Origin of the sequence: Lentzea albida, assembly GCF_900111005.1 — a bacterium.
GTDB lineage: Bacteria > Actinomycetota > Actinomycetes > Mycobacteriales > Pseudonocardiaceae > Lentzea > Lentzea albida.
On sequence record NZ_FOFV01000003.1, the window covers coordinates 229688 to 256654 of the forward strand.

26 protein-coding genes are annotated in these 26967 nt (G+C 67.8%); 12 read left to right on the top strand and 14 right to left on the bottom strand.

The window, feature by feature from the left end:
• Positions 1 to 6: 6 nt before the first annotated feature.
• From BMY74_RS10135 to BMY74_RS10145, 3 genes are all read right to left on the bottom strand, one after another.
• Complete coding sequence (locus BMY74_RS10135; RefSeq protein WP_177229665.1) at positions 7 to 1365, bottom strand: High-affinity nickel-transporter; 1359 nt, start codon at positions 1363 to 1365, stop codon at positions 7 to 9.
• Positions 1362 to 2657, bottom strand: a complete 1296-nt coding sequence (locus tag BMY74_RS10140; protein WP_089913278.1) for a tetratricopeptide repeat protein — start codon at positions 2655 to 2657, stop codon at positions 1362 to 1364. Before BMY74_RS10140 ends, BMY74_RS10135 begins: the two co-directional genes overlap by 4 nt.
• A gap of 79 nt (positions 2658 to 2736) precedes the next feature.
• Positions 2737 to 4290 (bottom strand): DUF4331 domain-containing protein, encoded by a 1554-nt coding sequence (locus BMY74_RS10145; protein WP_245786016.1) that lies wholly within the window; start codon positions 4288 to 4290, stop codon positions 2737 to 2739.
• Between the two features lie 398 nt (positions 4291 to 4688).
• Here BMY74_RS10145 and BMY74_RS44930 point away from each other — a divergent pair, with 398 nt between their 5' ends.
• On the top strand, positions 4689 to 4877 hold the full coding sequence (locus tag BMY74_RS44930; protein WP_177229666.1) for a hypothetical protein: 189 nt from the start codon (positions 4689 to 4691) through the stop codon (positions 4875 to 4877).
• Positions 4878 to 4921: 44 nt separating this feature from the next.
• Here the strand turns inward: BMY74_RS44930 and BMY74_RS44935 are convergent, their stop codons facing one another.
• On the bottom strand, positions 4922 to 5089 hold the full coding sequence (locus tag BMY74_RS44935) for a hypothetical protein (RefSeq protein WP_177229667.1): 168 nt from the start codon (positions 5087 to 5089) through the stop codon (positions 4922 to 4924).
• A 73-nt stretch (positions 5090 to 5162) separates the two neighbouring features.
• Here BMY74_RS44935 and BMY74_RS10155 point away from each other — a divergent pair, with 73 nt between their 5' ends.
• The gene (locus BMY74_RS10155; RefSeq protein ID WP_089913284.1) at positions 5163 to 5627 is read left to right on the top strand and encodes a peroxiredoxin; all 465 of its coding nucleotides are present in this window, start codon (positions 5163 to 5165) and stop codon (positions 5625 to 5627) included.
• On the opposite strand, the gene BMY74_RS10160 is transcribed toward BMY74_RS10155, so the two are convergent.
• Both BMY74_RS10160 and BMY74_RS10165 read right to left on the bottom strand, forming a co-directional pair.
• Positions 5624 to 7111 carry a molybdopterin-dependent oxidoreductase gene (locus BMY74_RS10160; RefSeq protein ID WP_089913287.1) on the bottom strand — a complete coding sequence of 496 codons (1488 nt, stop codon included), beginning with the start codon at positions 7109 to 7111 and terminating at the stop codon, positions 5624 to 5626. The two genes, BMY74_RS10155 and BMY74_RS10160, sit on opposite strands and share 4 nt — an antisense overlap.
• Positions 7112 to 7168: 57 nt before the next feature.
• A complete protein-coding gene (locus BMY74_RS10165; RefSeq protein WP_177229668.1) occupies positions 7169 to 7753 on the bottom strand; it encodes a helix-turn-helix transcriptional regulator in 585 nt (194 codons plus the stop codon).
• Between the two features lie 352 nt (positions 7754 to 8105).
• Here BMY74_RS10165 and BMY74_RS10170 point away from each other — a divergent pair, with 352 nt between their 5' ends.
• From BMY74_RS10170 to BMY74_RS10180, 3 genes are all read left to right on the top strand, one after another.
• Positions 8106 to 8303 (top strand): hypothetical protein, encoded by a 198-nt coding sequence (locus BMY74_RS10170; protein ID WP_089913289.1) that lies wholly within the window; start codon positions 8106 to 8108, stop codon positions 8301 to 8303.
• Between the two features lie 161 nt (positions 8304 to 8464).
• A complete protein-coding gene (locus BMY74_RS10175) occupies positions 8465 to 9196 on the top strand; it encodes an anti-sigma factor (protein ID WP_089913293.1) in 732 nt (243 codons plus the stop codon).
• A 137-nt stretch (positions 9197 to 9333) separates the two neighbouring features.
• On the top strand, positions 9334 to 9546 hold the full coding sequence (locus tag BMY74_RS10180; protein ID WP_089913296.1) for a Rossmann-fold NAD(P)-binding domain-containing protein: 213 nt from the start codon (positions 9334 to 9336) through the stop codon (positions 9544 to 9546).
• A gap of 64 nt (positions 9547 to 9610) precedes the next feature.
• Here the strand turns inward: BMY74_RS10180 and BMY74_RS10185 are convergent, their stop codons facing one another.
• From BMY74_RS10185 to BMY74_RS10205, 6 genes are all read right to left on the bottom strand, one after another.
• Positions 9611 to 10261 (bottom strand): fasciclin domain-containing protein, encoded by a 651-nt coding sequence (locus BMY74_RS10185; RefSeq protein ID WP_089913299.1) that lies wholly within the window; start codon positions 10259 to 10261, stop codon positions 9611 to 9613.
• A 226-nt stretch (positions 10262 to 10487) separates the two neighbouring features.
• Positions 10488 to 11225, bottom strand: coding sequence for an anti-sigma factor (locus BMY74_RS47125; RefSeq protein WP_177229669.1), 738 nt, complete (start codon positions 11223 to 11225; stop codon positions 10488 to 10490).
• Complete coding sequence (locus BMY74_RS10195) at positions 11222 to 11827, bottom strand: sigma-70 family RNA polymerase sigma factor (protein WP_281244964.1); 606 nt, start codon at positions 11825 to 11827, stop codon at positions 11222 to 11224. Before BMY74_RS10195 ends, BMY74_RS47125 begins: the two co-directional genes overlap by 4 nt.
• Positions 11828 to 13295: 1468 nt before the next feature.
• The gene (locus BMY74_RS44940; RefSeq protein WP_177229670.1) at positions 13296 to 13451 is read right to left on the bottom strand and encodes a hypothetical protein; all 156 of its coding nucleotides are present in this window, start codon (positions 13449 to 13451) and stop codon (positions 13296 to 13298) included.
• A gap of 306 nt (positions 13452 to 13757) precedes the next feature.
• Positions 13758 to 13928, bottom strand: coding sequence for a hypothetical protein (locus tag BMY74_RS44945; RefSeq protein WP_177229671.1), 171 nt, complete (start codon positions 13926 to 13928; stop codon positions 13758 to 13760).
• 47 nt (positions 13929 to 13975) lie between these two features.
• On the bottom strand, positions 13976 to 16762 hold the full coding sequence (locus tag BMY74_RS10205) for an RHS repeat-associated core domain-containing protein (RefSeq protein WP_177229672.1): 2787 nt from the start codon (positions 16760 to 16762) through the stop codon (positions 13976 to 13978).
• 1098 nt (positions 16763 to 17860) lie between these two features.
• On the opposite strand from BMY74_RS10205, the gene BMY74_RS10210 reads away from it, so the two are divergent.
• Both BMY74_RS10210 and BMY74_RS10215 read left to right on the top strand, forming a co-directional pair.
• Positions 17861 to 19060: a PucR family transcriptional regulator gene (locus BMY74_RS10210; RefSeq protein WP_089913314.1), complete on the top strand. Its 1200-nt coding sequence runs from the start codon at positions 17861 to 17863 to the stop codon at positions 19058 to 19060.
• Between the two features lie 178 nt (positions 19061 to 19238).
• Positions 19239 to 19841 carry a hypothetical protein gene (locus BMY74_RS10215; RefSeq protein ID WP_143091515.1) on the top strand — a complete coding sequence of 201 codons (603 nt, stop codon included), beginning with the start codon at positions 19239 to 19241 and terminating at the stop codon, positions 19839 to 19841.
• Between the two features lie 34 nt (positions 19842 to 19875).
• Here BMY74_RS10215 and BMY74_RS10220 read toward each other — a convergent pair whose 3' ends face one another.
• The gene (locus tag BMY74_RS10220; protein WP_177229673.1) at positions 19876 to 23262 is read right to left on the bottom strand and encodes an ATP-binding protein; all 3387 of its coding nucleotides are present in this window, start codon (positions 23260 to 23262) and stop codon (positions 19876 to 19878) included.
• A 147-nt stretch (positions 23263 to 23409) separates the two neighbouring features.
• Between BMY74_RS10220 and BMY74_RS10225 the strand changes: the two genes are divergently transcribed.
• The 4 genes from BMY74_RS10225 to BMY74_RS10235 all read left to right on the top strand — a co-directional run bounded on the left by BMY74_RS10225 (position 23410) and on the right by BMY74_RS10235 (position 25335).
• A complete protein-coding gene (locus BMY74_RS10225) occupies positions 23410 to 23748 on the top strand; it encodes a hypothetical protein (protein ID WP_089913323.1) in 339 nt (112 codons plus the stop codon).
• A gap of 29 nt (positions 23749 to 23777) precedes the next feature.
• Positions 23778 to 24071 (top strand): hypothetical protein, encoded by a 294-nt coding sequence (locus BMY74_RS44130; RefSeq protein ID WP_143091517.1) that lies wholly within the window; start codon positions 23778 to 23780, stop codon positions 24069 to 24071.
• 129 nt (positions 24072 to 24200) lie between these two features.
• On the top strand, positions 24201 to 24644 hold the full coding sequence (locus BMY74_RS10230; protein ID WP_089913327.1) for a hypothetical protein: 444 nt from the start codon (positions 24201 to 24203) through the stop codon (positions 24642 to 24644).
• Positions 24645 to 24657: 13 nt separating this feature from the next.
• Positions 24658 to 25335 (top strand): hypothetical protein, encoded by a 678-nt coding sequence (locus BMY74_RS10235; protein WP_143091518.1) that lies wholly within the window; start codon positions 24658 to 24660, stop codon positions 25333 to 25335.
• Between the two features lie 297 nt (positions 25336 to 25632).
• Here the strand turns inward: BMY74_RS10235 and BMY74_RS10240 are convergent, their stop codons facing one another.
• Positions 25633 to 25890, bottom strand: coding sequence for a hypothetical protein (locus tag BMY74_RS10240; RefSeq protein WP_089913335.1), 258 nt, complete (start codon positions 25888 to 25890; stop codon positions 25633 to 25635).
• A gap of 54 nt (positions 25891 to 25944) precedes the next feature.
• Here BMY74_RS10240 and BMY74_RS10245 point away from each other — a divergent pair, with 54 nt between their 5' ends.
• Positions 25945 to 26601, top strand: coding sequence for a hypothetical protein (locus BMY74_RS10245; RefSeq protein WP_143091519.1), 657 nt, complete (start codon positions 25945 to 25947; stop codon positions 26599 to 26601).
• Positions 26602 to 26967: the final 366 nt, after the last annotated feature.

The window sequence follows — 26967 nt, forward strand, 5'->3', positions numbered from 1 at the left end:
CGTCTCCTATCCGAACAGCGCTCGAGCGGTCAGCCCGAGGCCCACGACGAGAACGAGCCCGGCGGTGATCGCGGGCAGGGCGGTGAACCGGTCGCGGAAGCGCTCGACGGCGGCCAGCCGGTCACGCAGACGGACCAGGAGCAGTCCCACGAGCGTGAGCGTGGTGGCCATGCCGATGCCATAACCGAGCACGAGCAGGACGCCGAACCAGGTCCGCCCCAGGGCGATCGCCCCCAGCAGCACCACCAGCGCCGAGGGGCTGGGCACGAGTCCCCCTGCCACGCCCATCCCGATCAGGCCGCCACGACCAACGCGGTGCCCGTGCCCGTGGCCGTGCCCGTGGCCGTGGCCGTGGCCGTGGCCGTGGCCGACGGGTACGGGTTGGCGCTGCAGTGCCGAGCGGAGCAGGAACACCCCGATGGCGGTGACGAGCACGCCGCTGGCGACGCCGAGCACGCGCAGCAGCGATTCACCGGCCAACGCGCTGGAAGCGCTGATCACCAGACCGATGAGCAGCACCCCGACGGTGTGGGTGAGGGTGACGGTGGCACCGACGACGACCGCGTCACGAGCGGTGCCGTCCCGGCCTGCCAGGTAGGCGGCGATGACGGTCTTGCCGTGGCCGGGCAACGCGGCGTGCGAGGCGCCGAGCAGCAGCGACAACAGCACGGCGAGCACCCCGACCAACGGCGTGAGGTCCTGTTCGCCGGCGAGGTCGGTGAAGGCGCGGGTGGCCGTGCCGAGCAAGGTGGTGCCGCCCTGGGCCACGCCGACGCCCGAGGCCGCGGTGGTGCCGGGTTCGACGCGCAGGCTCACCGCCCGGACGTCGAGCGGGTCGGCCAGCAGGTCGTCGGGATAGGCGCGGAGCTCGTCGCTGGCGCTGGTCGCCGGTACGGGCGGGTCCAGCAGTGCGATGCCGTCGCCGGTGGCGGTCATCTCGTGCCAGCCGACGCGGCCCGGCCGGTAGGTGTCCCGCACGTCGACGGTGGCGGCGGACCCGAGGTCCGCGGGCGCGGTGGACAGGCAGGTGAGGCGGGTGGTGGGCAGCCCGGCCTCGCCGGACGGGTACTCGACCGACGCCGATCGCGGGGACACCGCCTTGCGGACGCCGTCGACCGTCAGCTGGAGACCGTCGCGCACGGCACCGCACTCCCGGTCCGCGTAGTCGCTCGTGCGCGCGGGCTGCTCCTGCAGGGTGGGGATCTCGGCGAGGTCGATGACCGAGACGACGTCGACCCGGTCGGGGTGGACGGTGATGGCGTGGTGGTGGTTGATCGTGAAGTTGCCCAATGGGTGGGCGCTAGCGCTCGCCGGAGCGGCCAGCAGGGCCAGCCCAGCCAGGACGAGGACCGCGGCCGCCCTCATCGCAGTCCGTCCAGGGCGGCGCGGGCGGCCGGGCCGTCCACGGGTGAGAAGTGCGGGTTGGTGCGCACCGCGGAGTCGAGCGCGCTCCTGGCCTCCGCGGTGCGACCGAGCGCACGCAGGATCATGCCGCGGTGGTAGGCGAAGGTGGCGTTGCGCCAGCCGGTCGCGGCGGCGCGCTCGGCGAAGGGCAGTGCCTCGGCATCACGACCGGTGAGGTGCAGCGCCCAGGCGAGCGCGTCCGCGACCAGCGGGTGCTGCCGGCGGTTCCACTCCCGTTCGGCGGCGGCCAGCGAGGTGGCGGAATCACCCCGATCAGCGGCGACGACCGACGCGGCCAGGTCGTCGATGCTGCCCGCGGCGGCCAGCAGGCGCTCCTGCTGGGCGAGCAGGTCGAACTGACGCGCGGCGTCGTCGGTGCGGCCCGACGCGCGGAGCAGGAGCGCGTACTCGTGCAGGTACTGCGGTGACGGCACGCGGGCGACGATCTCGGCGTAGCCGGTGATCGCGGTGCCCAGATCTCCTCGGGCCGCGGCGATCTTGGCCCGCCCCTGCAGCAGTGCGGGGTCGAGGGGGTCGACGAGCAGGCCCTGCTCGTACTGCGAGGAGGCCTCGTCGAGATCACCGTTGTCGAAGGCCAGCTCGCCGAGGCGGTAGCGGCAGAACAAGGTGTCAGAGGGTGACGAGGAGGCGTCGAGCGCACGGGTGAGCGCTTGGCGCGCGGCGTCGACGTCGCCGCGTTGTTCGAAGTCGTAGGCGGCGCGGGTGAACGCAGGCACGCCGGGTTCGAGGTCGAGCATCCGCTGCACGGCGGCTCGTGCTTCGTCGGACTTGCCGAGCTGGGTGAGGGCGTCGGCGAGCACGCCGTAGACCTCGGCGGTGTCGGGCAGCGCGGCACGGGCGAGTTCGGCCTGGTCGCGGGCAGCGGCGAAGTCGTGGCGGGCGTTGGCGAGGGCACCGAGACCCATGTGGGCGGGTCCGTTGCCGTCCGGCTTGTGCCGCAGAGAGGTCTCGAGCGCGCCCTGTGCCTTGCCGTAGTAGGTGGGATCACCGGTGATGCGGGCCTGCTCGACGTAGGCCGAGCCGAGCGACGCCCACGTGGCGGCGTCACCGGGCACGCGCCGCAGCCGCTCCTGGGCGGCGCTGATGGCGCGTTGCACGTCGCTGCGAGCCACGGCGGCGCCCGCGGCTGTGGGAACGGGGTCGTCACCGCGGCTGAGCGCCGTCGCGGTCGTGGCGAGCAACGCGGCGCCGGCGGCGATGGCCAGCGCTGCGATGATCTTGCGGCGGTTCATGGCGCGCTCCGTGGGTTGCTGCCGAGTCAGGTCACCGGACGTGCCGGGGAACGAACGGGTCCGTTCCCCGGCACGGCTGTCATGCGACTGCGGGAACCGCGGTCCGAAGTGGACGACGGCTCAGCAGCCACACGCCCGAACCGATCAGCAGCGCCGCGAGGACGCCGTTGAGGATCAGCCCGGCCGGCAGACCGCCACCGCCACCGCTACCGCCCGCGGGCGGCACAGCTCCGGCAGCGCCGGAGTTGACCGCGGTGTTGTGGGGCAGCGCCACGTACGGGAACGAGGTGCCGAACGCCTTGTCGTTGGCATTGACCTTGTCCCCCGCCGCGAGCGCGGGCACGATGCCGCTCACCGCGGCGCCCTGCAGTGCCTGCACCCCGATGTCGAGCACGTCGTCGGCGAGCCGGCGTCCGTTGGGGAAGCCCTGCAGGTCACCGGCGAGCACGCCCAGCCGGTTGGGCGACGCCGCCGGCGGGATCGAGGTGTTGAGCCGCAGCTGCTCCGACGGTGTGAACTTCTTCGGGTTCACGTCGGCGTTGTTGAGCTGTGAGTTCAGGTCCGCCTTGATCGGCCCGCCCGCCTTGGTGGTGATGCCGGTCAGGAAGATCTCCACGAGGTCGTTGCGCGGCGTCGCCGGTGCCGGCAGGCCGTAGATGGCCTGGATCAGCTTGGGCACCTCCGGATCGGTGACCCGGTTGACCAGCTCGGGCGTTCTGCCGTCCTGGTCGGGCGTGAGGGAGTTGAACCTGTCCTTCAGCCCTGCCGGCACGACGACCTCGTTGACCAGCGGGTTGCCCAGGCGGGAGACCTGGACGAACGGGCCCACCGGTCGTGACTCGCCGGGAGTGAGCACCATCGACTGCCGCTCGGTGTCGCTCCACACGCCGATGACCGGGTTGCGGGTCGCGTCACCCTTGAGCGCCAGCTGCGACTTCGGGACCTGCAACGCGATGGTGTTGACGTTGTAGCCGCGCAGCGTGTCCTGACCGACCTCGGACAGGTTGCCGCCGTAGAGCAGGTCGAACACCCGCAGGTCGAGGAAGAACGCGTCGTCGGACTGGCCGACGAAGCTCTTGCCGCCGCCGGGGACGTCGGTGATCGCCTGAGCGGTCAACGCGCCGTAGTCCGGCATCGACGCCGGTCCGGTGTTGGACGGCGCGACCTTGCCCGAGCGGATCAGCTTGCGCTCACGGCCGTCGCGGTCGATCAGCTCCAGCGTGTAGGTCTGCCGGAACAGCAGGTTCTCGTCGTCCAGCGACGTGACCGGCCCGTTGTTGTACAGGAACGTCGACTTGCCCCGGCGGTCCTCGGTGCGGAACGTCCACCGGTAGGTCAGGTCCGCCTTGGCGTCACCGTCGTTGTCGATGTTGATGTCGTAGCGGGCATCGGTCGCCCACGGGTAGAAGTTCGGCCCGCCGTTGGGCTCCTGGAACGGCGACCAGTTCGCCACCAGCGTGACCGTGTCCGGCTTGTCCGGGCTCACGAACGCGTACACGTCGGTGTTGTCCACCGCGGGGTCGCCCGCGATCAACGGCGCTTCTCGGTGGCTCGACGCCCCGGCCGATCCCGAACCACCGATCAGACCTGCCGCGAACAACGTGCTCCCGACCGCGATCAGACTTACCGCCACACGTCGTCGACGACGTGCGGGAGGGGGTGCTGACATGCTCCATCCCTTCGGATCCGCGCCTGTCCGGAGCGACATCCGCCACGCGGACAGGACGCCGTTCATTCGCCACCGATGAAGTGCGGGTTTGCCCGGTTCACCCGATCGAACTGTTGCCAAGCTCTGGCATCACGGAGGCGGTCTCGGGACGATCTCGGCGCGACGACCAATCCACAGGTTCCGCGGCGACGAACCACGACCGTTCGGGCCGCAGCACACCGCAGCTCTGCGATGGACGCACCCGGAGAGGCTGATCGGCTTGCTGCAGACCGTCATCGTCCTGGTCGCGGTGCTCACAGCGGTGTCGTTGGCCCCCTCCCCCACTCGCGGTAGCGGCGTTCGCGCTGGCGGCGGTGGCGGTCGTGGTCAACGGGAACCTGGTCTTCGCGGTGGCGGCGGCGGTCACCGCGGGGGTCCGGGTCTGCGTGGCGGGAGCGCAGTGGGGGCAAGCCCTCGCACTGGGTGCCCGCCCGTCCCCGCTTGCCACGTTGTTCGACCTGACCGGCTTCCTCGGCGCGTGCGGTGGAACGGCACGAACTGCTCTCGCGTGACGGTGCCCGGCTTCCGCTGGGCGTCTGGCACCCTCCGGACAGACCTACCGGCTCGCCGTCATCAGCGACGGCGGCGACGAGGTGTCCGCGGGGTCGTTCATCGGCACGGGCGAGAACCTCATGCGGTGCAACCTGAACAGTTCGGTCCTGCGCGCGAGCGCGGCGGGCTTCGTCGTCCGCGACGAGACGGGTGCGGTCGCGCTGTCCTCCACGTTTCCCCGTCCTGAGCCGGCGAGGGCGCTCGCGAACACCAATCCGCGTCGGCAACCGGCCCGAACCACCAGCATGAAACGCGGAGACACCTGCCCCGACTTCACCCTGCCCGACGACACGGGTACACCTCGCACCCTGTCGGAGTTCCTGACCACCGGCCCGGTCGTGCTGTTCTTCTACCCGGCGGCGCTGTCCGGCGGCTGCACCCAGGAGAGCTGCCACTTCCGCGATCTCGCCGGGCAGTTCCGCGAGTTCGGGGCACACCGGATCGGGATCAGTCCGGACGCCGTGAGCAAGCAGAGCGAGTTCTCCCGCGCCCACGGCTTCGACTACCCTCTTCTGTCCGATGTGGATGGTGCTGTCGCGAAGCAGTTCGGTGCCTGGCGGCGCTTCCTGCCCCTGCACACCCGCAGGCGCACCTTCGTCATCGACACCGACCGCCAGATCCTCGAAGTGATCAAGAGCGAGCTGAAGTTCGACGCCCATGCCGACCAGGCTCTCGCGGTGCTGCGGGAACAGGCAGCCGGGCGGCACTAGGCGACGGCGGTGAAGACCATCGAGTGCCAGCCGGTGGCGCCGTCCGGGATGGGGGCGGCGCGGTCGTTGGTCTGGGTGAGGCCGTTGCGGTCGGTGGCGCGGCACTCGACGGTGTGGTTGCCCGGCGCCACGTCGAGCTCGATCCGCCACATCCGCCAGGTGTCGACGTTGACCTCCTTGCTCAGGGTCGCCTGCTGCCACGGGCCGCCGTCGACCCGGACCTCCACCTTGTCTATGCCGAGGTGCTGGGCCCACGCGATGCCCGCCGCGACGAACCGGCCCGCCGGCGCCCGTTCGAACGACTTCGGCCGGTCGATCCGCGACATCACCTTGACCGGTGCCTTCTTCGCCCAGCCGCGCTGCGCCCAGTACGGGTCGAACGCGTCGAAGGTGGTGAGCTCCATGTCCACCAGCCACTTCGTCGCCGAGACGTAGCCGTAGAGGCCGGGCACGACCATGCGGACCGGGAAACCGCGCTCCAGCGGCAGCGGTTCGCCGTTCATCCCGATGGCCAGCATCGCGTTCGAGCCCGGGGCCATGATCGACGAGACCGGCGTTCCGCACGTCCAGCCGTCGACGCTGCGGGTTGCGAGCTGGTCGGCACCGGACTGCACGCCCGCGTCGCGCAGCAGGTCCGCCAGGTCCACGCCGATGAAGTTCGACGTCGAGATGTACGGGCCGCCGACCTCGTTCGACACGCACACGAGCGTGATGGTCTTCTCCACCAGCGGACGGCGCAGCAGGTCGTCGTAGGTCAGCACCATCTCGTCGTCCACCATGCCGTGCACGCGCATCCGCCAGTCCTCCGCCCGCAGGCGCGGCACGGTGAGCGCGGTGTCGACCCGGTAGAACTTCTCGTTCGGCGTGAGGAACGTCGGCGTGCCCTCACGCGAGAAGTCCGCGTCGAACGGGATCTCCGGCGCCTTGCGCCCCGGCCGCAACGTGATCCCGCGCCGCGAGGCCTCGACGTCCACCCGGCCCGCGAGGAACTGACCGCCCACCCCCGCCACCGCGGCTCCCGCGGCGACCGCTGCCGTCGACAGCAGGAACCTCCGCCTGCCGGGCGCCTCCGCGGGCGCCTGCGACCACAGCCAGCGGAACGCGACCACGCCGACCACGAGGCTTGCCAGCGGCGCGACCACTGCCCATCCGGTCGTCGTCGGCCGCGCCAGCACGGCGGCGATGCCGAGCAGTCCCAGCAGACCTGCGAGCGCGGTGCCGGGCCACGGGCTGCGCCGCGACAGCAAGCCCGCCACCACGCCGAGCCCCGCGAGCACGACCGCCATGCCCGCGAGGAGCACGACCTTGTCGTTCTCACCGAAGGTGCGGATCGCGAAGTCCTTGACCGGGTGCGGTGTCAGGTCGATCGCGGTGTTGCCGACCGCGAGGAACGGCGAGGCCAGCGGACTCACCAGTCCGGCCACGAGGTGGCCTGCCGCCAGGGCCGCGGCCACGGACACGAGACCGATGAGGATGGATCGCATTGCCTTCACACCAGTGGTTCGGGGCGAACTCCCCGGCAGATTGGGCGGCGGCCGAACTCACCGCCGCGGAGCGACGCCAAGTCGAAGCTCGCCCTGCAGGACGACGCCCTGTCCCTGTGCGTCCAGATCCATTGTGGACGCACAGGGACGTGCGTGGCGCCGTCCCGAACCGGCTGAACCGCATCTGGCGGATCCGCGCACACGACATCCGCACGAAGTCCCGAAGCCGGATCGACACCGAGACCCACACCACTTGATCGGGTGATCTCCCCAAGACAGGTCGACGTCCTCCAAGGCGCGTTCGAGTTCGTGCCGGTTCTTCGCACCGGGTTTGTCGCGGATGCGGGTTACGTGGTGCTCGACGGTCTTGGCAGAGATGAACAGCGCGTCGCCCACCTCGCGGTGGGTGAGCCCGTCCCGGACCAGCGCGGCCACCTCCTGCTCGCGTTCGCTCAGGACCGCGGCACCACCACTGCTCTGCCCACCGCCGCAGTGGAACTGGCGGGCGATGTCGAGCAGCCGGGTCATCGCTTTGCGGTCGGTGGTGTGCATGGCCGCGTGCCCGGCGAGTCTGGCCGCGTCCGCGCGCATGCCGTGGGCGTGCAGTTCCCGCGCCGCCGCCTCGACGCGGGCATGGTCCACGTCCCCCGAGCCTGCCCCTCTCCAGCAGTGCGCGGCCATCGAGAGCGCACGGGCGAACGACAACGCCGAACTCCAGGGCCGCGGCGAGCAGGGCCTCGCGGCTCCCTGGCGACGTGCGGACGTGAGAGCAGCTGTGCCGCCCCGGTGTCACCGCCGAGGAGTTCCACGCAGGCGAGCAACAGCTGATGACGGTCAGCGTGCAGCCCCCTGCCGCCGTCGTCCTCGACGGCCTTGGCGAGCAACGACCTCGCCACCGTCAGCTCCCCCACGTGGACGCAGGTCAACGCGGCGAGCGCGGTGGGACTGTCCGGCAGCACCACCGCGAGGGCTCCGGCCTGGTCCACTCACCGCCGTGGCCACCACGGCGGTGAGTGCAGCCATCGGCGACCCGGTGACGGTGCCGAGGAACGTCACCGACGTCGCATCCAACGTGGGCAACCTCGGCGACGTGACCGGCGTCGGTCATGTCGGCGACATCGGCGACATCTCCGGTGGACTCGGCGACGTCAACCTCGGCGGCGTGCTCAGCGACCTCGACCTGAGCCTCTGACACACCCTCTGAAGGCCGCCCCGACCGCGCTCCGGGGCGGCCTTCAGGCGTCAGCGCCATCCACACCGTCCACTTCGGACCGGTGGCCGTGATCTCGCAGATCCGGGAACAAGCTCCCGCAACGCGGCAATCCGTTCACCGGACCGCACCGAAGTACCCGCGTGAAACCGGGAACGCCACGTGCGATCAACCCGCACCTGGCGACCGGTGCACACGCGCTCGACGCGCTGCCGGACTTCGAGCGCACGGCGTTCGAAACACACCTGGACGACTGTCGAGCCTGCGCCGACGAGGTGACAGGGTTGCGGGAGACCGCCGCTCTGCTCGGGAACGCGGTGGACCACCTCCAACCGCGACTTCTCCGGCCGCAGGTGGTGAACGCGATCAGGTTCGTGCGGCAGGTGCCGCCCAGGTCGGAGCGCGTCATCGTCTCCTCGCGGCGTCAAGGCCTCCAGCTCGCCGCTGCGCTCGTCACCGCCGCCTGCCTGGTGGCCGGTGCCGTGGCTGGCGTGCACGGCGCACTGACCTCGGCATCCACCTCACCGGTGGCAGCCCCCGAGCACACCCCGATCGGCGATCTGCTCGCAGCACCGGACCTGCGCCTGGTCAGCTCGGGAGATCCAGCGGGAAGCGCGGCGCTGTCGGGCAACCGGAACGAGATGCTCTTCCTCGCCGACGGCCTGCTCGCTCCGCCGCCCGGCCGCACCTACCAACTGTGGCTCGTGGACGACCACGGCCCGCGTTCGGCCGGAACCAAGCTTCCCAGCGGTGGTACGACGTCGATGCTGGTTCAGGGAATCAACGGAGTCGACGAGGCGGTCCTCACCATCGAGCCCGCGGGAGGATCACCGGGGCCGACAGGTTCTCCGGTCCTCACTCTCTCCCTGCGCTGAGCGCACGGCCGATCCGGTTCGATCTACGCGCCGAACCCTGATGCGTGCCCGATCAATTCCTCGTCATCGGGTACGGCGACACCGGGCGCAATACCGTCAGTTCGGTCCCGAACTCACAACCGGACGCCCGGCTCACAGTGCCGGACATCGACTTCGCCGCCGCCGACCGGATCGTCATCGCGGTGCCGGACGACCTCGACGCATTCCTGATCACCCGAGCGGTCCGGCCCCTGAACCCCGGCACCCTGATCGTCGCTCTCATCCGTGAACCGGAGAACCACGCGCTGTTCGCCTTCGAAGGCGCGGTGACCGTCCACTTGCGATTCTCGGGTCAAGACCCCCGCACGTGAAAACTCCGGGAACCGCGACACAGTGCGGTTCCCGGAGTTCTCGGTACTGCCACCCCTGGAGATGTCAGGCGGGCATCAGCACCGAGTCGATGAGGTACACGGTGGCGTTGGCGGTCTTCACGCCACCGCAGATCACGTTGGCGTCGTTGACCTTGATGGCGTTGCCCGAGCCGGTGACCTTGACGGTGCCGGTCTGCACGGTCTTCTGGTCGCCGGCGATCTTGTCCGGGGTGATCTGGCCGGGCACGACGTGGTAGGTCAGGATCTTGGTCAGCAGCGCGTCGTCGGTCTTGAGCGTCTCGATCGTCGCCGGGTCGATCTTCGCGAACGCGGAGTCCACCGGCGCGAAGACCGTGAACTCGGCACCGTTCAGCGTCGACACCAGGTTGACCTTCGGGTTCAGCTTGCCGGACACCGCGCTGACCAGCGTCGTGAGCAGCGGGTTGTTGCTCGCGGCGACCGCGACCGGGTCAGCGGCCATGCCCGAGACGGAGCCGGCACCGGACGGGACCTGCTTCGCGTAGTCGGCACAACCGGGACCGACCAGGTTCGCGGCGGGATCGGCCATCGCCGACGACGACGCGGTCGTCGTGGGCGCGGCGGCGGTGGACGAGGAGCCGCTGCTGGCCATGTCACCCGAGCCGCACGCCGCACCGAACAGGGCGAGAGCGGCCGTGCCGACGGCGAGAACGGTGTTGCGGACGGTCTTGTTCATGACGAGACATCTCCAAGGAGGTGAACGGGAGACTTGCTGCTCGTGATTCGCCGCCCTCACGGGAACGGATGGGTGCGGTTACCGATCCGTTACGCGACTTCCCGCAGAACGCTCATGACCAGCACAAAGCCGGAACGGGCCACCTTCAATCCACAGTAGACGATCGACATCGCCCACCTCCCCTGCTGTCAGCGTTTCCGCGACACCGACCGCCGGCCTCCGCGACTCAGGCCACCGCGATCGCGAGAACGGGCTTCGTCGTGGGAGCAGGCGAGCCGCCACTCGGTTCGACGGTCAACGCGAACGCCCGCGCGTCGGCAAGCCCGTCGGCGACCAGGGGTTCTCCCCGCAGCAACCCGGCCGGACGCGGGTCACCGGTTCCCACCACCCACAACTGGTAGTCGCGGTCCGCGGCCAGAGGCGGCAACCCGTTCGCGAGGAAGACGGCCTTGCTGCGGCTCGGCGAGATCACCACCGTGGCCTTGCCCCCGCCGGCGCCGGGCTCGCTCAGAACCTTCGCGTCAGGAGCACTCAGCAGGTCCGAGACCTGGCTGTAGCCGGCGGCCGACTGCTTCAGGTCGTCGAGCTCACGACGGTCCTGCAGCCCCTGGACACCGACGACCACGGCCACCAGCACGCTGGCCGCCGCCGCGAGCACGCTGGCGCGGACCAACCACCGGTTGCGCACCGGCAACGCGGCTGTCGGCTGCACGTGGACAGACACCTTCGGAGGCAGCTGGCGGGTGGCAGCGGCATCGGCCAGCACCTGCGCGCGCAGGTGCTCCGGCGGTGCGATCTCGGCCACCGTCCCCAGCACGGCCGTGGTGGCCAGCAGCTCGGCGGCCTCCTCGGCGCACGACGAACAACCATGCAGATGCGCCTCGAACTCGGCCCGTTCGGTGTCGCTCAACGCGTTCACCGCATAGGCGCCCACCAGCGTGTGCGGATCCACAGTCGCGCTCACACCGTCACCCCCAGGCAGTCGCGCAACCGGATCAGGCCATCGCGCATCCGGGTCTTCACCGTGCCCAGGGGAACGTCGAGCAGGCTCGCCACCTCCGGATAGCTGTACCCCTGGTAGTAGGCCAGCTGCACGGACTCGCGCTGCAGCTCGGTCAGAAAGCCCAGGCACCGCCTGACCTTGCGCTGCTCGAGACGTTCGGTGACCTGTTCGACCACCTCGTCGAACGGCGTCGTGGCGCCCAGCACAGCGACCCGCTGGTCGCGGTCGGCCGCCGCCTGCGCCGAGCGCACCCGGTCCACCGCACGCCGATGCGTCATCGTCAGGATCCAGGTCATCGCCTTGCCCCGCTCGGGATCGAACCGGCTCGCGGTCCGCCACACCTCGAGCATGACCTCCTGGAACACCTCCTCCGACTGCGCTTGATCCCGCAGCACCCGCCGAACAAGCCCGAACACCGCACCCGACACCGCGTCGTACAACTGCCCGAACGCGGTCTCGTCACCGCGCGCCACCTGCAGCAGCAGTTCGTCAGCCCTCGCCTTCGCCCCGGGATCTCCGGTGTCGAGGGAGACAACTGATCGCGGCTGATCTCGTTCCAGCACAGAACTCCTCAGTCTCGGCCTGCCCGGCTTCGTTCCGGGGCGCGGCCCAGCCGAATGGACAGGGCACGCCCCACACCGACGAGGCCTACCGAGAGGTGACCCGCATCGCGCCGAAGAGCAGTGGGAAATCGCGACTCTACGAGGTTCCGCACACGGACTCCAATCGCGAAGCAGCAACACCATCGAGTGAAGTCACACTCTTGACACCGATCCAGATCCGGCTTGTACACGCCGTGCGTCGTCGCGTTCCTTCGTGGCAGCCCGGTGGCGCTGGCATGGCCTCGACCGGTTCCGCACCGTTCCGCTGTTCCCGCACTCTCAGCGCTGCTGAGGCCCACACGATCCGCGAAACCCCGAGCAACCCGGCACCACCGGACGACAGGCAAGCTCTGACCAGCAGCGCCCTGGATTCCTGCTCCTGAGATGCGAAAGCATCCGCTCAGGGAAGCTGGCTGACTTCGTACTCGCCATCACCGAACGTCGCCGTGGTCTTCACAGACTTGTCCGTGCCGCCGATCCCAACGACGTAGATGAAACAACTGAGCCGGAGCACATGTCGGCGAGATCAAGGCTGTAGGCGCCCATTGCGACCCCTGCGGCAGCAGAGACCCAGCTCTCACTCCGAATAGTTGCACCATAAAGTACCACCGCACAGCAGACCGAACTTCCCAGACAGAAAACCCAAAATCCCCGGACTGAACACACCGATGGATCAAACAAAAAGACCAGCCCCATAACCGACACCATCAGATCCACGGAGCATTATTTCGAACGACCACCACTTGAATATGCACAGGAAGACGGCTCGACCACCTTTCGGCGAACGCCTCGGAAGCTGAACACCAAAGCACCCACTCCGACGTCCCGCCTCCCCGCCACGGCGACATGCTCAAAGCCTGCACCAGACCAATAGGCGCGTCCGCCGCGCACGACATCCACGAAAACCGGTAGCAAGTACGGTAGCCGAGACAACCAGACACATGCGAGAGCTCAGGCGAACCCTGAGACGCGATCACATCATTCAGGCAGTTCAGGACATCAATGCCAAGACAAGCAAGACCATCTGGAACCCGCCCGGATCCGTTCACACCGAGGAGGTCACTGGTTCGATCCCAGTATCGCCCACAGTGTGTTTTACCTAGCCAGACGTTGCGCTGTGAGCAAATTGGGAGCACGGCTCCTGAACACATTTGCGATACCTAAGTGATCACCGCACTTCTTCCTGGTCCCTCAACATCCAGGACCACCCTGTGCGTTGTGCGTGCCGAAAATTACATCCACGCAGGTCAAGCCGCATGCCGTTACTCGTGGAGGATGCCGCCGAGTCGGTCCCGTCGGAGTACCGTGAGAAGTTCGATCTGGTCAGGTCCGAGGGGTTGGGGCGGGCTCGCAGGGGTGCTGCCGCGGTGAGAGTCCGGTGGGTGCGGTGCTGGTTGCAATGCCGCGCGTACTCGCGCAACGCGTGCCGTTATGCGCGCACGTCGTGCCCGGTGTCGAGGTCGATCTCGCTGGAGAGCACCGCGATCGGCGTTTCCTGCTGCCGGGACACGACAACTTCTGCGGCGCGTGGCACGTTCGCGGGACGCAAGTCTGCGGGGTCGTCGCGTTCGCCGTGCGTGGCCATGATGGCCTTTCGCCGTGCGCCGCCGGCAGGCTGCTAGACCTCGGACGCCAATGTTGTGCTCCACGCTGCTGCGCGTGTCTGCGATGCTACGCGCCACTAACGTTCGCGCACGGCGTGATCTCGAGCGACCAATCATTCGCTGAGCGCCGACGCTGCGGCGTCCGCCTGCGGCAAGGTGACGCGGATGCTCGTACCGCCGCCGCCAGGGCAGAGCAAGCGCCCGCGCCAAAGTCCTGAGCGGTCTTGACGAACAGGTGGAGGTGTGGGCCGAACTCCGAGTTCGGCCCACCTCCACGAGTTGTCAGATCACTTCTTCGGTGGAATCAGTCCCGACCGGAACATCGCGATCATGGCCACGACGACGACCACGACCAGCGGCAGGAAACGCACCCAGATCTGGCCGGTCGCCTCTTCCAGGTAAGCGCCCGCCACACCTGCGAGCACCGCTGCCAACAGGAAACCGAGCACTGCGAACACGCGGTTCCGTCGACTCGACGCCTTCATGTTGAGATGATCTCCGTTCGTCACTGGTTCCGCTTGCTGATCACGTAGCTGATTCCGGCGACCGCACCGAGCCCAGCACCGACTCCCGCCCCGACGCCGGCACCGGTGGCGCAGCCGACCGGGCCGAAGACGCAACCGAGGACACCGCCTCCAGCGCCGATCGCCGTGCCGATCCCCGCGAAGCTGGAGATGACGCTGAGGTCGCTCTCGAACTCCGACTGGGTGTAGGCCCCGGTCGGGTCGATGTTGTTGATCGGGTCGGACTTGCCGTAGGCGTACGCGTTGCGTTCCTGGTGGGTCGGGTCCGGCGCGGTGAAGCGGCCCCACGAAGAGTTGTAGAACCGGTAGCCGAACAGCGTCAGCCCGCCCTTGAGGGTGTAACCACCGACGAAGCGGAACGGGTTCGTGCCCGCTGCCGCGCCCGTGCCGGTCGCACCGCCGTAGGGGTTGTACGTGTAGGTGGCGGCCAGCGTGCCCGTGGTGTCGAGCAGGGCCAGGACGCTGCCCTGGTGGTCGGTGATCAGGTTGTAGCGGGTCGTTCCCGCCTTCTCGGTCACGAGCTTGCCGTCCGGGTCACGGGCGACGCTGATCCGCGTGTTGTCGACGTTGACCGTGCTCGTGCCCAGTGCGGTGTGCGTGAACGTGTGCGTGGTCGAGACACCGCCGACCTTCTCGGTGATGGTGCGCGGCTGGGTCTGGTCGATGGTGTCGTAGGAGGCGGAGAAGGTCTGTGCGCCGTCGGTGACTCCGCGCACCATCTGGTTGGTCGGCGAGTACTCGAAGGACCCGGACGGGTTGGTGCCGCCGGTGATGTTGCCGGCCGCGTCGTAGCTGAGGCTCAGAGCGCCCACGGAGGTGAGTTGGTCCGCGCCGTTGACGACGTGCGCGGTGCCGCCGAGGTTGGTGATGTTGTCGGCCTTGTCCACCGTGAACGTCGTGGCGCCGGCTTTGCTCAGGTGCCGCAGCGAGTCGTAGGTGTACGCCGTGGTCGTGCCGGCGATCGTCTTCGACTGCATCTTGTCGCTGTCGGCACCAGCGGGGGTGGTGAAGCTGTACGCGGCCTTGAGAAGCTCGGCGCCTGCGGTGTTCTTCACCGTCAGGCCGGTCAGCCTGTTGGCGTTGTCGTAGGTGTTGGTCTGCGTGCCCGCGCCGGGGAACGTCGTGGAGGTTCGGTTGTCCGCGGAGTCGTAGCCGAACGTCGTGGTCTGCCCGAACGGATCCACCAGTGACGTCAGGCGGTTCGCGGCGTCATAGCCGTAGGTCGCCGTGCCCGCGGGGTCCTTCAACGACGTGAGGTTGCCCGCCTTGTCGTAGCCGTAGGACACCGTCTCGGTTGACGCGCCCTGCGTGCGCACCGCCGAGATGACCTGGCTGCCGGTGGGACGGGCGTCGTAGTCGAACCGGCTCGTCACACCGCCGTGGGAACGCGTGCTGAGGTTGCCCAGCGCGTCGTAGGTGTTCGTCTGCAGGACGGTGCCGTTGTGGCTCACCGAGACGATGCGGTCGAGCTTGTCGTAGGCGTAGTCGATGCGCTTGTTGTTGCCGTCGGTCACGCTCGTGATGCGCGACAACGAGTCGTAGGTGTAGCGGGTCGCGCCCATAGGCGCGGGTGGCGTCACGCTGGTCGGGTTTCCGGCCTGGTCGTAGCCGAACCTGGTCACCTGGCCGTTGGCGTTGCGCACAGTGTCCAGCAGCGCCTTGGGACCGGTGTAGGTGCGAACCTCCAGGTCGGCGGCCAGCGGCGTGGAGCGGAGCTTGGTGAGGTTGCCCGCCGTGTCGTACTCCCTCGTCACCTCGTTGCCCGCCGGGTCCTTGACCGACGTCGGCAGGTTCGGGTGCGCGGTGCTCGTGTACGCCGCGACGGTGGCGGCGCCGGTGGGCAGCGTGGTGGAGATCAGGTTGTTCAGGGTGTCGTACGCCGCGGTGGTGGAGTTCTCCCGCCCGTCCGTCGTGCTCTGGACATCGCTGTTGGCGGTCCAGGTCTTGGACCGGGTGTTGCCGAGCGCGTCGGTGGCCGAAATCTGCCGGGACCTGTCGTCGAACTTGTAAACGGTCTTGTTCTTGTTCGGATCCGTCTGCGTCGTCTCGACGAGGGGTTTGACGTAGTCGAACAGGGTGTCCGCCGAACCCGTTCGCGTCGGCGTGCTCACCTTGGTGAGTCTGTAGTCGGTGTAGGTGAGGCCCCACGTGCGGTTGGCCTGGTCGACCAGCGACGTGATCCGGCTACCGTCAGCGTTGTAGCCGAACTTCACCGTCTTGCCGTCGCGGTCGCTCAGCTGCGTGAGCCGGCCCTCGGAGTCGAAGGAGTAGTTGCCCACGACCGTGCCACTGGGGTCGGTGATGCGCGTGATGTTGCCGCCACTGGACTGGAACGTGGTGACCCTGCCCTGCGAGTCGGTCAACGAGGCCAGCGTCCCGTCGGACTGGTAGTGATAGGTGATCGCGTTGCCGTTGCGGTCCTTGCGGTTGAGCGGCCAACCGTCGGAGTTGAACGCCCAGGTTTCACCGGTCTTGACGAACTTCGCGGTGTAGGAGCCGTCCGCGTTCTCCGTCAACGTCGCCGCGACACCGTTGCTCGCGGTGCCGAAGGTGCCGTCGGCATTGCGGAGGAACAACACGCAGCCGCCGCCGTCCACGGGCATGTGCACCTGGTTGGTGAACCGCATGTCCAGCGCCATGTCCTGGCCGGCGTTGATGTGCCACTTGTAGTCGTAGCCGAAGGAGTGCCGCAGGGTCAGGTCGATTCCGGTGCCGCGGATCGTGAGGTCGCGGTGGTCGATCCAGAGGTTGCCGTCGGAAAGGTTCACACCGAACTGGAGGCGATCACTGACCTGGAACCGTTCGATCGGGTAGTCCGGCAACACCCCCCAGTCGCTGGATCGACACGGTGACCAGCTTTGGACCCCGGCCACACCGGGCTGATTCGTTGCCGGCCGGGCCCGGCTCGCAGGCGGCGCCCCTCCCACCACGGTCCGATTCGCCGCGCCCGGCGTCCACGCCTGCTCGACCGCAGATGCCGCCGATGCAGTGGACGTCGGGAGGACAGCAGGAACCGCGGCGGTCAGAGCGACGGCCACACTCACGGACAAAGCGCGCAGCATGAAGCGGCGCACTGGTGAAGTGCGTGACAAGTCTTGTTCCCCTCAGTGAAATACATCCCCAGACAGGGACCCCCCGGTCCCCGTACGCCCCTTGGTACTCAGGGCCGCGAGATACCAAACCCACAGCAGAGAACAACACCCGATCGGCCTAGCTTGGGCAGGCGTGCTCGATGAATTCGCGTGCGGCTTGGCCGAAAGGCGCACTCCCGCACCTCGGTTTCGGCGAGGGCGGCTCGGGCGGTTCATCGCCTCCAACAGCGAGGGCTGGGGCACGTCTTGAGAACTGTTCGAGCGTCTGCGACAGTCGCGAATGCAGATCCAGCGGCACGAACTCGACCAGCCGCAGCCACGCGCCGACGACCTTCTGCGCGGCGGCATCGAACCCGAGAGCAGCTCGGCGCGACAATCTCGTTCAGATGATGCCACCGAGCGGGAGACGGCACTGCTGTCTACGGATCCGCCGCGGTTCAGGATGTCTCGAAGTGGGTTTTCCGGGGCCGTACAGGCACGGTTCACGGCGGTGCGCCGAGTAGCGGCCAGCGAGGATGGACGTCATCGAGGCTCCGTCGGATCGAGGCGGTTGTCGTTCGCCTGGGACGTTCGCCCGGTGGTGATCTGGCACACGAGTACCGCGTCTCGCACACCGAAGCTACCCGCCAATCGAGACGGCGCCTGTGTGGCTCTCCGTCGGTGATCTGGCCTCCGGTGACGAGATGTCCCCTTCAGCCGATTTCGTGAGTGGATCGTGAGCGGGCTACGCCATGTTGGGCTGATCCTTGTCCGATTCGATCCCTGGGACAACAGATGTCGGCCTCGACCCACGTTCCGTTCAACGAAGTCGACCCCGATGCCATCCGGCGGCTCGACAGGCTCGGTGATGTTCTCCTGAAATCCATCATGGAGGCACTGACCGAGGTCGTTCCCACCCTCTATCATTCTCGCGGTTCTGCGTGGCGCATGACTCGTGATGTCATGCACCAGCTTTTCAGACAGCAGCTCGGCTGGGCCGCCGATGGCACAGTTCCGGACCGAGATGAGCTGCGCATCATCGTTGAACCGGGTAGACGCAAAGGGCGTCATCGCATTCCACGTGCTCAACTGTTCTCCTCCATCGGTGCCCTGGAGAAGGCGATGTTCCAGGTGTTGTGGGGCAGCACGGACCTGCGGGACATCTCCACTGTGCGCGCGGTCACCGAATCCCTGCGGGCTCAGGGGTCGGATTTGACAGGCCTCCTGCTCGACGGCTACGAACTCGGGCTCGGGGAACACGGCCATGTCGCGGAGCTGAAGACCGCGTTGTGCCGATCCTGGCTTGACGGTCGTGTGGACACGATCAGCGCCGATATCCTGGGTTTCTCGTCAGAACCCTATGCCGTGGTGGTGTTGACTCCTGTAGCGCTCGACCACTCTGAGGTCCTGTCCGCATTGCACAGATTCCTGACCGCCACTCAGGACGTGGTGGGCACCATTCACGCCGACTACCTCGTGCTGGTGCTTCCGACCCGCGACGGAGACCCGTTCTCCGTCGCGCAGAATCTTCTCGACAGGCTGCGCAAGCACGAGCCGGCGATCGCTTACGGCACCTGTGCTGTCGGTGAGGCACCAGACCGAGCAGGGGTCGCTCTCGCCTGCGTCGATGCGATCGCTGCTCATGACCTGGCCGCCGCCGCGCGTGACCCGCGCACCGTGGTGGGAACGGACGACGTTGTGCTGGAACGAATACTGCACAGGAGCGCCGAGCGGTCGGCGTTGACTCGCGTTCTCGACGAGCTGGGTCCGGATCTTCTGACCACCCTGGACGTTTTCTATGCCAATGACATGGACAAACAACTCGCTGCGCGGGCACTCCACGTCCATCGCAACACCCTCGACTACCGGCTCCGCCAGATCCACAGAACGACGGGCCTCAACCCCACGTCGGTCCGAGGCGTTCAGTTGTTGAGCAGCGCGTTCACTCTGCGCCGAATGAGCGGCCAGCGGGGTACCGGGCAGCAGGCACGGTGACCGAGACGCCGTGTGTGCCGGCCACGCGCACAGGTGGGTCCTCCGGGCTGCGGACGTGTTGTGCTTTTGAACAGTCCTACTGTTGAGGTGGTGGTGCTCGCGCCCATTGGTGGCTTTTTCTCTTCGACCTACGGTAGTGGTACTGGAATCTTCGACAGGTCCCAGTTCGAGCGGCTTCGTGTTGCCTTCACGTCGTAATCGAGGAGAAACGATGAAGATTTACCTCAGTATCGGCGGAACGCTCTTGCGCATCGTCGCGACGTTCCTCGCGGCATTCGCTGCCTTGGCGGTGATGTCAGCACCGGCGCAGGCGGGTTCGTCCGAGATGACGTCGGCGGCGGCGAGTTCGTCCGACCTGTGCCGCCCCTGGGGATGCTATGTGTCCAACACCCGTTTCACCGGGTTCTACACGGTGTCCAACGCGCGACCGCTCTGTTCCGCCTCCGCCTCCGGCGCGGGCACTGTCTCGTGTGGACGCAGTGAGACCTACAGCGTGACCGCCGGGGTCTCTGCTTCGGTGAACGTCACCTTCATCAAGGACTCGCTGTCGAGCACGTTCGGCCTCAATTCCAGCCTGGCGAAGTCGATCACCACCTCGAGCGGGTGCTCGCACACGTTCGGTCCGCGCGGCGGACGGCTGTGGGCCGTTGCCGAATACAGCAAGTACGAGTTCCTGGTCCGCAACCGCCAGGTGGGCGGCGGAGGGGCCAACGACGCCGTGGTCGGCAGGGGGTGGGTCGGCGTTCCCAGCGGTCTGAAGTGCTACTTCCGCGCTTACTGAAGTAGCCCGGGCCCGACCAGGTGGTGTGCGGCCCTCACCCGGCCGCGCACCACGTGGTCGGGTCGATGGCCCACCGGGCATCGGGCGCGGAGCCGATGTCGCGGTAGCGCCGTACCGCCCTCCGGTGGTCGCCGGCGATGCACGCTTCGGCGGCGGAAAGCCACGGCGACGGCACGAAGCCGAAGTCTGCCAGGGCTTCCGGTGAACCGGCCCGGATCAGAACCATCGGAAGCAGTACACCCACCTCGGCCGGATACGTCACCGGGCGGTCCGAGGTGAGCAGTCCACGGACAGGGTCGACGTCCGGGCTGAAAGCCGCTCGAACGCAGCGCGCGGTGAAGACCGAGGTTGTCGAGCCGGTCCGCTCCGCGATCTGCACGGCGAGCCCGGCGTCCTCGGCAGCCGCGACCCAGTCGCCTTCCAGGGCTCGCATCCTGGCGCGCACGATGATCACCTCCGAGTCGACCTGGTTGCCCTGCGGGACGAAGTCCGCGATCTCCAGCAGGTCCAGTTCGCCTGACCAGAAGCGGAGCCGGATCCCGATCGACCACAGCCACCGGCAGTCGACCGAGGTGTACCGGTACCCGGATGTCGCCTCCGCTTCGCGGAAGACCTGCGTCGCCGCGGGCAGGTCACCGAAGGTCGTGTGGTAGGAGATCATGTTGATCCACGACGACGGGCGGACGGTGAAACCGTTCCTCCGCGCCGACGCCACGGCCGCCCGGAAGTCGTAAATCGCATCGGGTGAACCCGCGAACAGCCGCACGATTCCGCGGTTGCCCAGCAAGCGGTGGTCTTCGCTTCCTTGTGAGGACTCGGCCACGCAGTCGGCGGCGATGGTCGCCTCCGCGTGGTGGCCCATGATGGCCAAGAGGGCCGAACCGACGGACAGCACCCTGGTAGCGGTCTCGGAGACGGGCAGGCCGAGTGCTTCGGTCACCGCGCGTCTCACGAAACGTTCCGCCAGCGTGCCGTCTCCCCGTGTCCAGGCCGCCCACCCGCGGAACAGGTTCGCCTTGGCCGCCGGGGCGGGCCGGCCCCACCGTGCCAGCAGCCGACCGGCCTCCTCCAGTTCGCTCGCGCCTTCCGCGGCGCTGTGGTGGAGGGACTCTCCGAGATCGAGGAGCAGGCGGCCCCTGTCGGCGCTGCCCGCCTCGGCGAGCGTGAGTGCTGTGGTCAGCCTGTCGACGGCGGTGGCGTAATCGCCCTGTTCCATGGCGAACTCCGCCGCGGTGTGCAGGGCGTTCATCGCCCTCAGCCGTACTCCTTCCTCCAGGCAGGAGCCCAGCGCTTCGATCGCACGCTGGTAGTGGTTGGCGGCCTCGCCGAGGGCGATGCCTCTGCCGTGCGGGAGTTCCTGCCACCACGCCGCAGCCCTGAGGTGACCGGCGGCTCTGGCAGGTCCTTCGATGCCCTCGTAGCCGATGGCGCGCAGTGCGGCGTGGGTGAAGTGGAACTCCTGCTCCTCCTTGACGATCGAGCTTCGTGAACGTCGGAGGAACCCCAGTCTGCACAGGCGGCGCACCGCGGCGGGGACATTCGGCAGCGGCGCACCTGAGCCGCACAGGGCGGCTCCGACGGCGTCGATCGCACCGGCCCACACGACGTCTCCCACGACAGCGGCGGCACGGAGAACGATCAGGTCGTCCGCGGGAAGTGCGTTCCACCTCGCGTTGATCACCTTCTCGAGGGTGGGGGGCACCGCGTCCAGGCCGCCCTGGTCCAGATGGGCCGCGTTGGCGAGTTGCTGCAGGAAAAGCGGATTGCCACCGGCACCGACGACCACACGTTCCCTTTGCTCCTGGCTCGCGTCGGGAAGGAGACCGGTCGTGATCGTCCACGCGGACACGTCGTCGAGCGCCCCCAGGGTCAGCACGGTCGTCCCCGGAGTTCCGGTCGGCCAGTTCGCGTGTCTTGTCAGCAGATCCAGTCTGCTGGTGCAGACGATGAGGAGCGGTCTGGCGGCCAGGTCGAGCGCTAGATCCTCCAAGAAGGTCAACAGTTCCTCGCGCGCCCAGTGCACGTCCTCCACGACCAGGACGAGAGGTTCCCGAGTCTTGTCCCTGAACACCAGGTCCCACGCGTGGCGCACGTCCTTCGCTTCCAGGCCGGTCGTGCGTGTGATCCCCAGGGTGCCGGCCAGCAACGCCCTGGGCGCCGGGTCTATCCCGGGCAGGAAGTCGGCCAGCTTCGCCGTGGCCTGCTCCGGTGTGTCCGAGACCAGGATCTGCGCCTCCCCGGCCACCATCTCCGCAAGCGGGGTGAACGCACTCGCGGGCTGCTCCTCGGCACATCGCGCTGTCCACACCGGCTTCACCTGCGTGCGCACCAGTGTCAGCACCTCGCGCACCAGGCTGGTCTTGCCGATCCCCGGCTCGCCAAGGACGGTCAACAGATGAGCGCTGCCCGAACTCACGACGTTCTCGGCAATTTGGAGGAGCAGAGACAGTTCCGTGCGACGCCCCGTGAACGCTGTGCCGTCGCGGTCGACGGCAAGACCGGTATCGCCCGCCGCCGGAGGTACTGGTTCGGGATCCTGCAGCAATGCTCGGTGGATCTCCTGCAGCCACCGACCGGGTTCAGCTCCGAGTTCCGCCCGCACCGTCGAGCGAAAGTCCGCGTAGGCGCTCAGTGCCTCGGTGCGCCGCCCACAGCCTTCGAGCGCCATGAGCAGCAGGCCGAACGTTTGCTCGCGCAACGGCTCTGCTCTGACCAACGAGCCGATCTCAGGCAGGACGGCCGCGTGCCGTCCCAGCCGGAGTTCCCACTCCCAAAGGTGGTCGAGTGCCTCCAGCCGTTCGTTCTCCAGGGCCTCGATCTCAGAAAGCCCGGTCAGGCTCGGCACTCCCTCCAACACGCGGCCTCGCCACAGAGCCAGCGCGTGGCGCATCTCGGAGACAGCGGCGGTGAGAGCGGAACGTCCGGCCATGTCCAGCGCTGCAGCTGCGCGTGCGCGGAACACGGCCGCATCGAGCGAGGAGGGATCGACGACCAGGCGGTACCCGCCTGACCCGGGTTCCCAGCGGACGTCTGTGCTTTCCGCACCGCTTGCGCTCAACTTGCGACGCAGCTCGTGGATCCGTTGGTGCACCGAGTGTCGCGCGTGTCTAGGCGGCGTGTCTCCCCATACGACGTGGATCAGGCGATCCACGGAGATCGCCTTTCCCGGGTGAAGGGTCAGGTATCCGAGCATCGCCCGCTGCCTGGCACCTGTGAGCGTCACCGGGTTGTCTCCACGAACGAGGTGCAGGCCACCCAGAATTCTGATCTCGGTCCCCAACCCGCCTCCCGCCCTTCTGCCTGCACGGATGGTAGCCATTCGCTCACTCCAAGGCAGAAGACGGAGTGCGTCGTCCACATCGCACACACCCGGAGAGAGCATCCAGCCGTCCTGCCGACTCCGTCTGCGGTCCAGGCGCATGTTGTGCGTTCGCCCCATTTCCGTCTCCGGAGATTGAGCGGAACGCCGATGGAGCGGGGACACGCCTTCCTCGGAGGATGGTTCCACCAGACCGGACCCGCCTCGCCGCCCTTCCGGCCATGATCAGTCGAATCCCAGGGAGACCCGATGCCGATCAAGCTTGCGGCGGCTGTCACCGCGCTTGCCCTGCTCGCCCCGCCAGGGGTGGCTGCCGCCTCCACCGAGATCGCTCCAGCTCAGGCCTCCGCCGTAACGAGCATCGTGGAGCTCAGGTTCTCCGGCAGGGCGACGACCGGGCTCGGTGAATCGGTGGGGCCGGCCCAGTTCACGGCTCGTGCCCGTGCACTGCAGAACATGCGGACCTACGACCGCTACGAGAGCACCGTTTCGGGCTGTGTCGAGGCCGGCACCACCTACACCCAGCGGAACACGGCCTACGTGATCGAGGTCTACGCCATCCTGACCGCCCGTTGCACGTCCAGGTGATCCCTTTTCCCACCCTGAAAGGAGCTGCTGTGAAGCACAGCATCAGAGCCGTTGTCCTCGCGGGAGCCGCGATCTGCGCGTTGTCGTTCTCCGCATCGAACGCGCAGGCCGCCGGCTACGTTTCCTTCTCCGGTGTCGGCTACGGCACGAACGGCACCGAAGCCTACCGAAACGCCTGGGCGGCTCTGGACGCCTCGATCGCGGCCCATGAGTCCAGTAACTCGGTTTCCTGTGGTTCCCCCACCAACCGCAGGACGACGTACTTCACCGCGTCGGGTAACCGTCAGGGTGCGCGTGCCTCCGCGTCCGCCTATTGCCGCTGATCCCTACAGGCCCTCTGCGTTTCACCAGGCGATCGTCTGCCCTCACACGACGCCTCGCCGAACGGCGTTATTCCCCGTTCGCGCGGGTCGCACGTCAATGCCGTCGCCCATCCACAGGAAGGCTTTGCCATGTTCGATTTCCAGCGGGGGTTCGCCCTCTTCCTCGCCTCCACCGCGATCGCGGGCTTGGCGACGGTGGCCACTGCGGGAGCCGCGCACGCGGCCTGCCCGACGGATCAGTTCGGCAAGTTCGTCGGCGGCTACGGCAATGTGGTGACCAATGCGTCCGGTCGCGTGATCTACCGGTCCACCATGACCCTCTCGGCGAACGGCGTCGTGTTCGAGACGACCGGCTCCGCCAGCGCGAGGGGCAACTGGGTCATCGACCGGCGGACCTGTTATCCGCTGATCACCAGCCGCGACACCCGGACCGGTTCGATTTCCAACTACTACGTGCTCGAGGTCGAGTGGGAGGACAGCACGCAGAGCCGGGCCGAAGTCATGGAAGGAACCGTCCGCGCTTCGGTCGGTGGCGTGCCGATGACCCGCAACGTGACCTCCACGCGCGGCTGAGAAGGGAAACGTAATGGTGAAATCCATTCGCAATGTGGTGAGCAAGAGCGCCTCCGTCCTGCTCGTGCTCGCCGCGACCGCAAGCGGGTTGGCCGCCCTCGCGATGCCCGCCACCGCCGCCACCACGGTCGTGTGCGGGAACGACTCGGCCGACCGGGCGGTGGCGACCGGTCGCTACGTCGTCGTCGAGGTCAGGAGTGATCGGGGCCGCTGCCCCACCACGGGCAATTCCGCGGCTTTCACTCTGCAGCCGATCACGAAGGGCCAGACGCGACTCAAGGTCTGCGGCACTCGAGCCGAGCGCTTCGTGCCGTCTACCTGGTTCGTCACCGGCAACTCGAGCTACGACAGGCCTCCTTGTGAGCTGGGCACGATGTCCCTGGTCATCGAACCGATCACGCGCCGGGGTTCCGCCGAGGTCTGCGGCAACACCTCGGCGGACAAGGCGGTGAACTCGGGCCGCTACTTCGTCACCCGCGTGAGCCTGGACAGGGGACGCTGCGCAGTGAGCGGCACCCAGGTCGCCTTCACCATCGAGCCCCTGTACGCCAGCCACACCCGCAAGACCAATGTGTGCGGGACGAATGGTGGTCGGTGGATTCCCAACGGGTGGGTGGTGACCCGCAGCGGCAGGTATGACGTCCCGCCCTGCGAGTTCGGTACACGTCAGTACGACATCCAGCGACTCTGACAGAGTGCCCAAAATGCGGAATGAGCGCTTTAGCCCGATCGACCCCGGCTCACCATTCCTTGAGCCGTTTTCATCCCGCGCGGCGGGGAAGCAGCGGAATTTGCGCAGGATGCGTTAGATAGTGAGCTGTGCGTTAGCGCGTTCGCTGGGACCGTAGCGTGGCACGATAGGACAACACAAGAAGCCCCTGGTGGTCGCCGAGCGATCTTGGTCGAAATCTCTGCCACCAGGGGCTTTGCCACATCCAGGCGCTGACACGCCGCCGAGGACCTGGGGATTGCGTTCGCCCTGGCCGCCTCACCACGCATCGTCCAGCGGAGACATCCTGACCACCAATTTCAGATCGTCGACGCCGACGTCGCGCTTGAAGCCGGGTGGGCGCTCAGAGGCGCCGAGGTCAGGTCGCGTGAGAACACCCTGCTGCGGCCTGACTACTTCCTCGTCGGCCTCAAGGAAGATCAACCGGCGCGCCTCGTCACCGTGGAGTGCAAGGGATCGCACGGCAAGGCGGTGGCGCAACACGAACAGCTGGCCAAAGCGTCCTCGCAGGTCCACGCGGTGGTCGTGGGAGGTGGTGACGGGAGCGCCGCACCGCCACCGAGTCTGATGATGGCCACTGCGCTGGCCGGCAGCGGCGGCATTGAGATGCTCATCCTCGATCCAGACGGCGACGGCGTGCTTGCAGTCCCAGGAGAACGCGCCCTGTCGCTAAACGGGCCGATCGAGGAGCTCCACGATTTCGCAGGCATTCCCGTCAAGGCGTCGGATGGCTCCGACGACACACGGCCGGGGTTCTACATTCCTCCGGAACGTTCGGAGTGGTTCTCACGCGTGCTCGCTCGGACGTCCGCCGCCAGCTTGCTCACGTTCGTGGGAGACAGAAAGAGCGCGCGAGAGCTGTTGACTCCCCGTCAGCAGACCCGTGTCGGATCCGAGTACGCGCTTCCCGGCACCGACACGGTCTTCGACACCGGCGTCGTGCTCGGCGGCATGCGGTTCATCGGCACCGACCACGTCTTCCGGTTCGGCTCGCGGCGGATGGAAGCTTTCTCGGGAGTGCTGGTCGGGCTACGGCAGCTGCTCGCGGAGAAGGATTTCCAGGGCTACCAGTCGGCGCTTCCCAGCGTGCAGGCTGTATGGGCGGACCGGCGCCAAGAAGCCGAGGCGGAATGGGGCGGAGTCATCGCAATGGACACCGACGGTGCGGTGCTCGGGTTACGGCCCATGGGCGTGGGCCAAGAGCTGGAATACACCGGTCCTCATTGACAGCACAGCCAAAGGCCCAGCCCGTTCGGCACCTGGAGGACGCACAACGTCAAGAAGGGCCGGTGTTCCAGTTCCACCACGAACGGCTGCGGGAATGGCGCTCGCCTGGCTACCAGCTGACCAACTGGCCATGTGACGGTCGTGCGCCGCGGCGGCCGGGTCGATGTCGGCAGTCTTGAGGATCTCCCACCGCGGAAGCGGCGATCCCCACGCCCAAGGGCGCGAGCTCGCCATGGATGCGTCGATACCCCCACGACGGGTTCTCGGCTGCCAGACGAAGAACGAGACGGCGGATCGACGCCCTGTGCACCAGCACCACCCCGACGTCTGCGGCTCGCCTGAGATCGCTGCCGCTAGCTGACCCGC

What these genes read in the sequence shown, in the direction of transcription:
- BMY74_RS10140 (WP_089913278.1), bottom strand. Translation starts at nt 2,657, where the DNA reads ATGAACCGCCGCAAGATCATCGCAGCGCTGGCCATCGCCGCCGGCGCC.
- BMY74_RS10220 (WP_177229673.1), bottom strand. Translation starts at nt 23,262, where the DNA reads ATGCGCCTGGACCGCAGACGGAGTCGGCAGGACGGCTGGATGCTCTCT.
- BMY74_RS10210 (WP_089913314.1), top strand. Translation starts at nt 17,861, where the DNA reads ATGTCGGCCTCGACCCACGTTCCGTTCAACGAAGTCGACCCCGATGCC.
- BMY74_RS10235 (WP_143091518.1), top strand. Translation starts at nt 24,658, where the DNA reads ATGGTGAAATCCATTCGCAATGTGGTGAGCAAGAGCGCCTCCGTCCTG.
- BMY74_RS44940 (WP_177229670.1), bottom strand. Translation starts at nt 13,451, where the DNA reads ATGGCCACGCACGGCGAACGCGACGACCCCGCAGACTTGCGTCCCGCG.
- BMY74_RS10185 (WP_089913299.1), bottom strand. Translation starts at nt 10,261, where the DNA reads ATGAACAAGACCGTCCGCAACACCGTTCTCGCCGTCGGCACGGCCGCT.
- BMY74_RS10230 (WP_089913327.1), top strand. Translation starts at nt 24,201, where the DNA reads ATGTTCGATTTCCAGCGGGGGTTCGCCCTCTTCCTCGCCTCCACCGCG.
- BMY74_RS10160 (WP_089913287.1), bottom strand. Translation starts at nt 7,111, where the DNA reads ATGCGATCCATCCTCATCGGTCTCGTGTCCGTGGCCGCGGCCCTGGCG.
- BMY74_RS10245 (WP_143091519.1), top strand. Translation starts at nt 25,945, where the DNA reads ATGGCCACTGCGCTGGCCGGCAGCGGCGGCATTGAGATGCTCATCCTC.
- BMY74_RS10135 (WP_177229665.1), bottom strand. Translation starts at nt 1,365, where the DNA reads ATGAGGGCGGCCGCGGTCCTCGTCCTGGCTGGGCTGGCCCTGCTGGCC.
- BMY74_RS10155 (WP_089913284.1), top strand. Translation starts at nt 5,163, where the DNA reads ATGAAACGCGGAGACACCTGCCCCGACTTCACCCTGCCCGACGACACG.
- BMY74_RS10225 (WP_089913323.1), top strand. Translation starts at nt 23,410, where the DNA reads ATGCCGATCAAGCTTGCGGCGGCTGTCACCGCGCTTGCCCTGCTCGCC.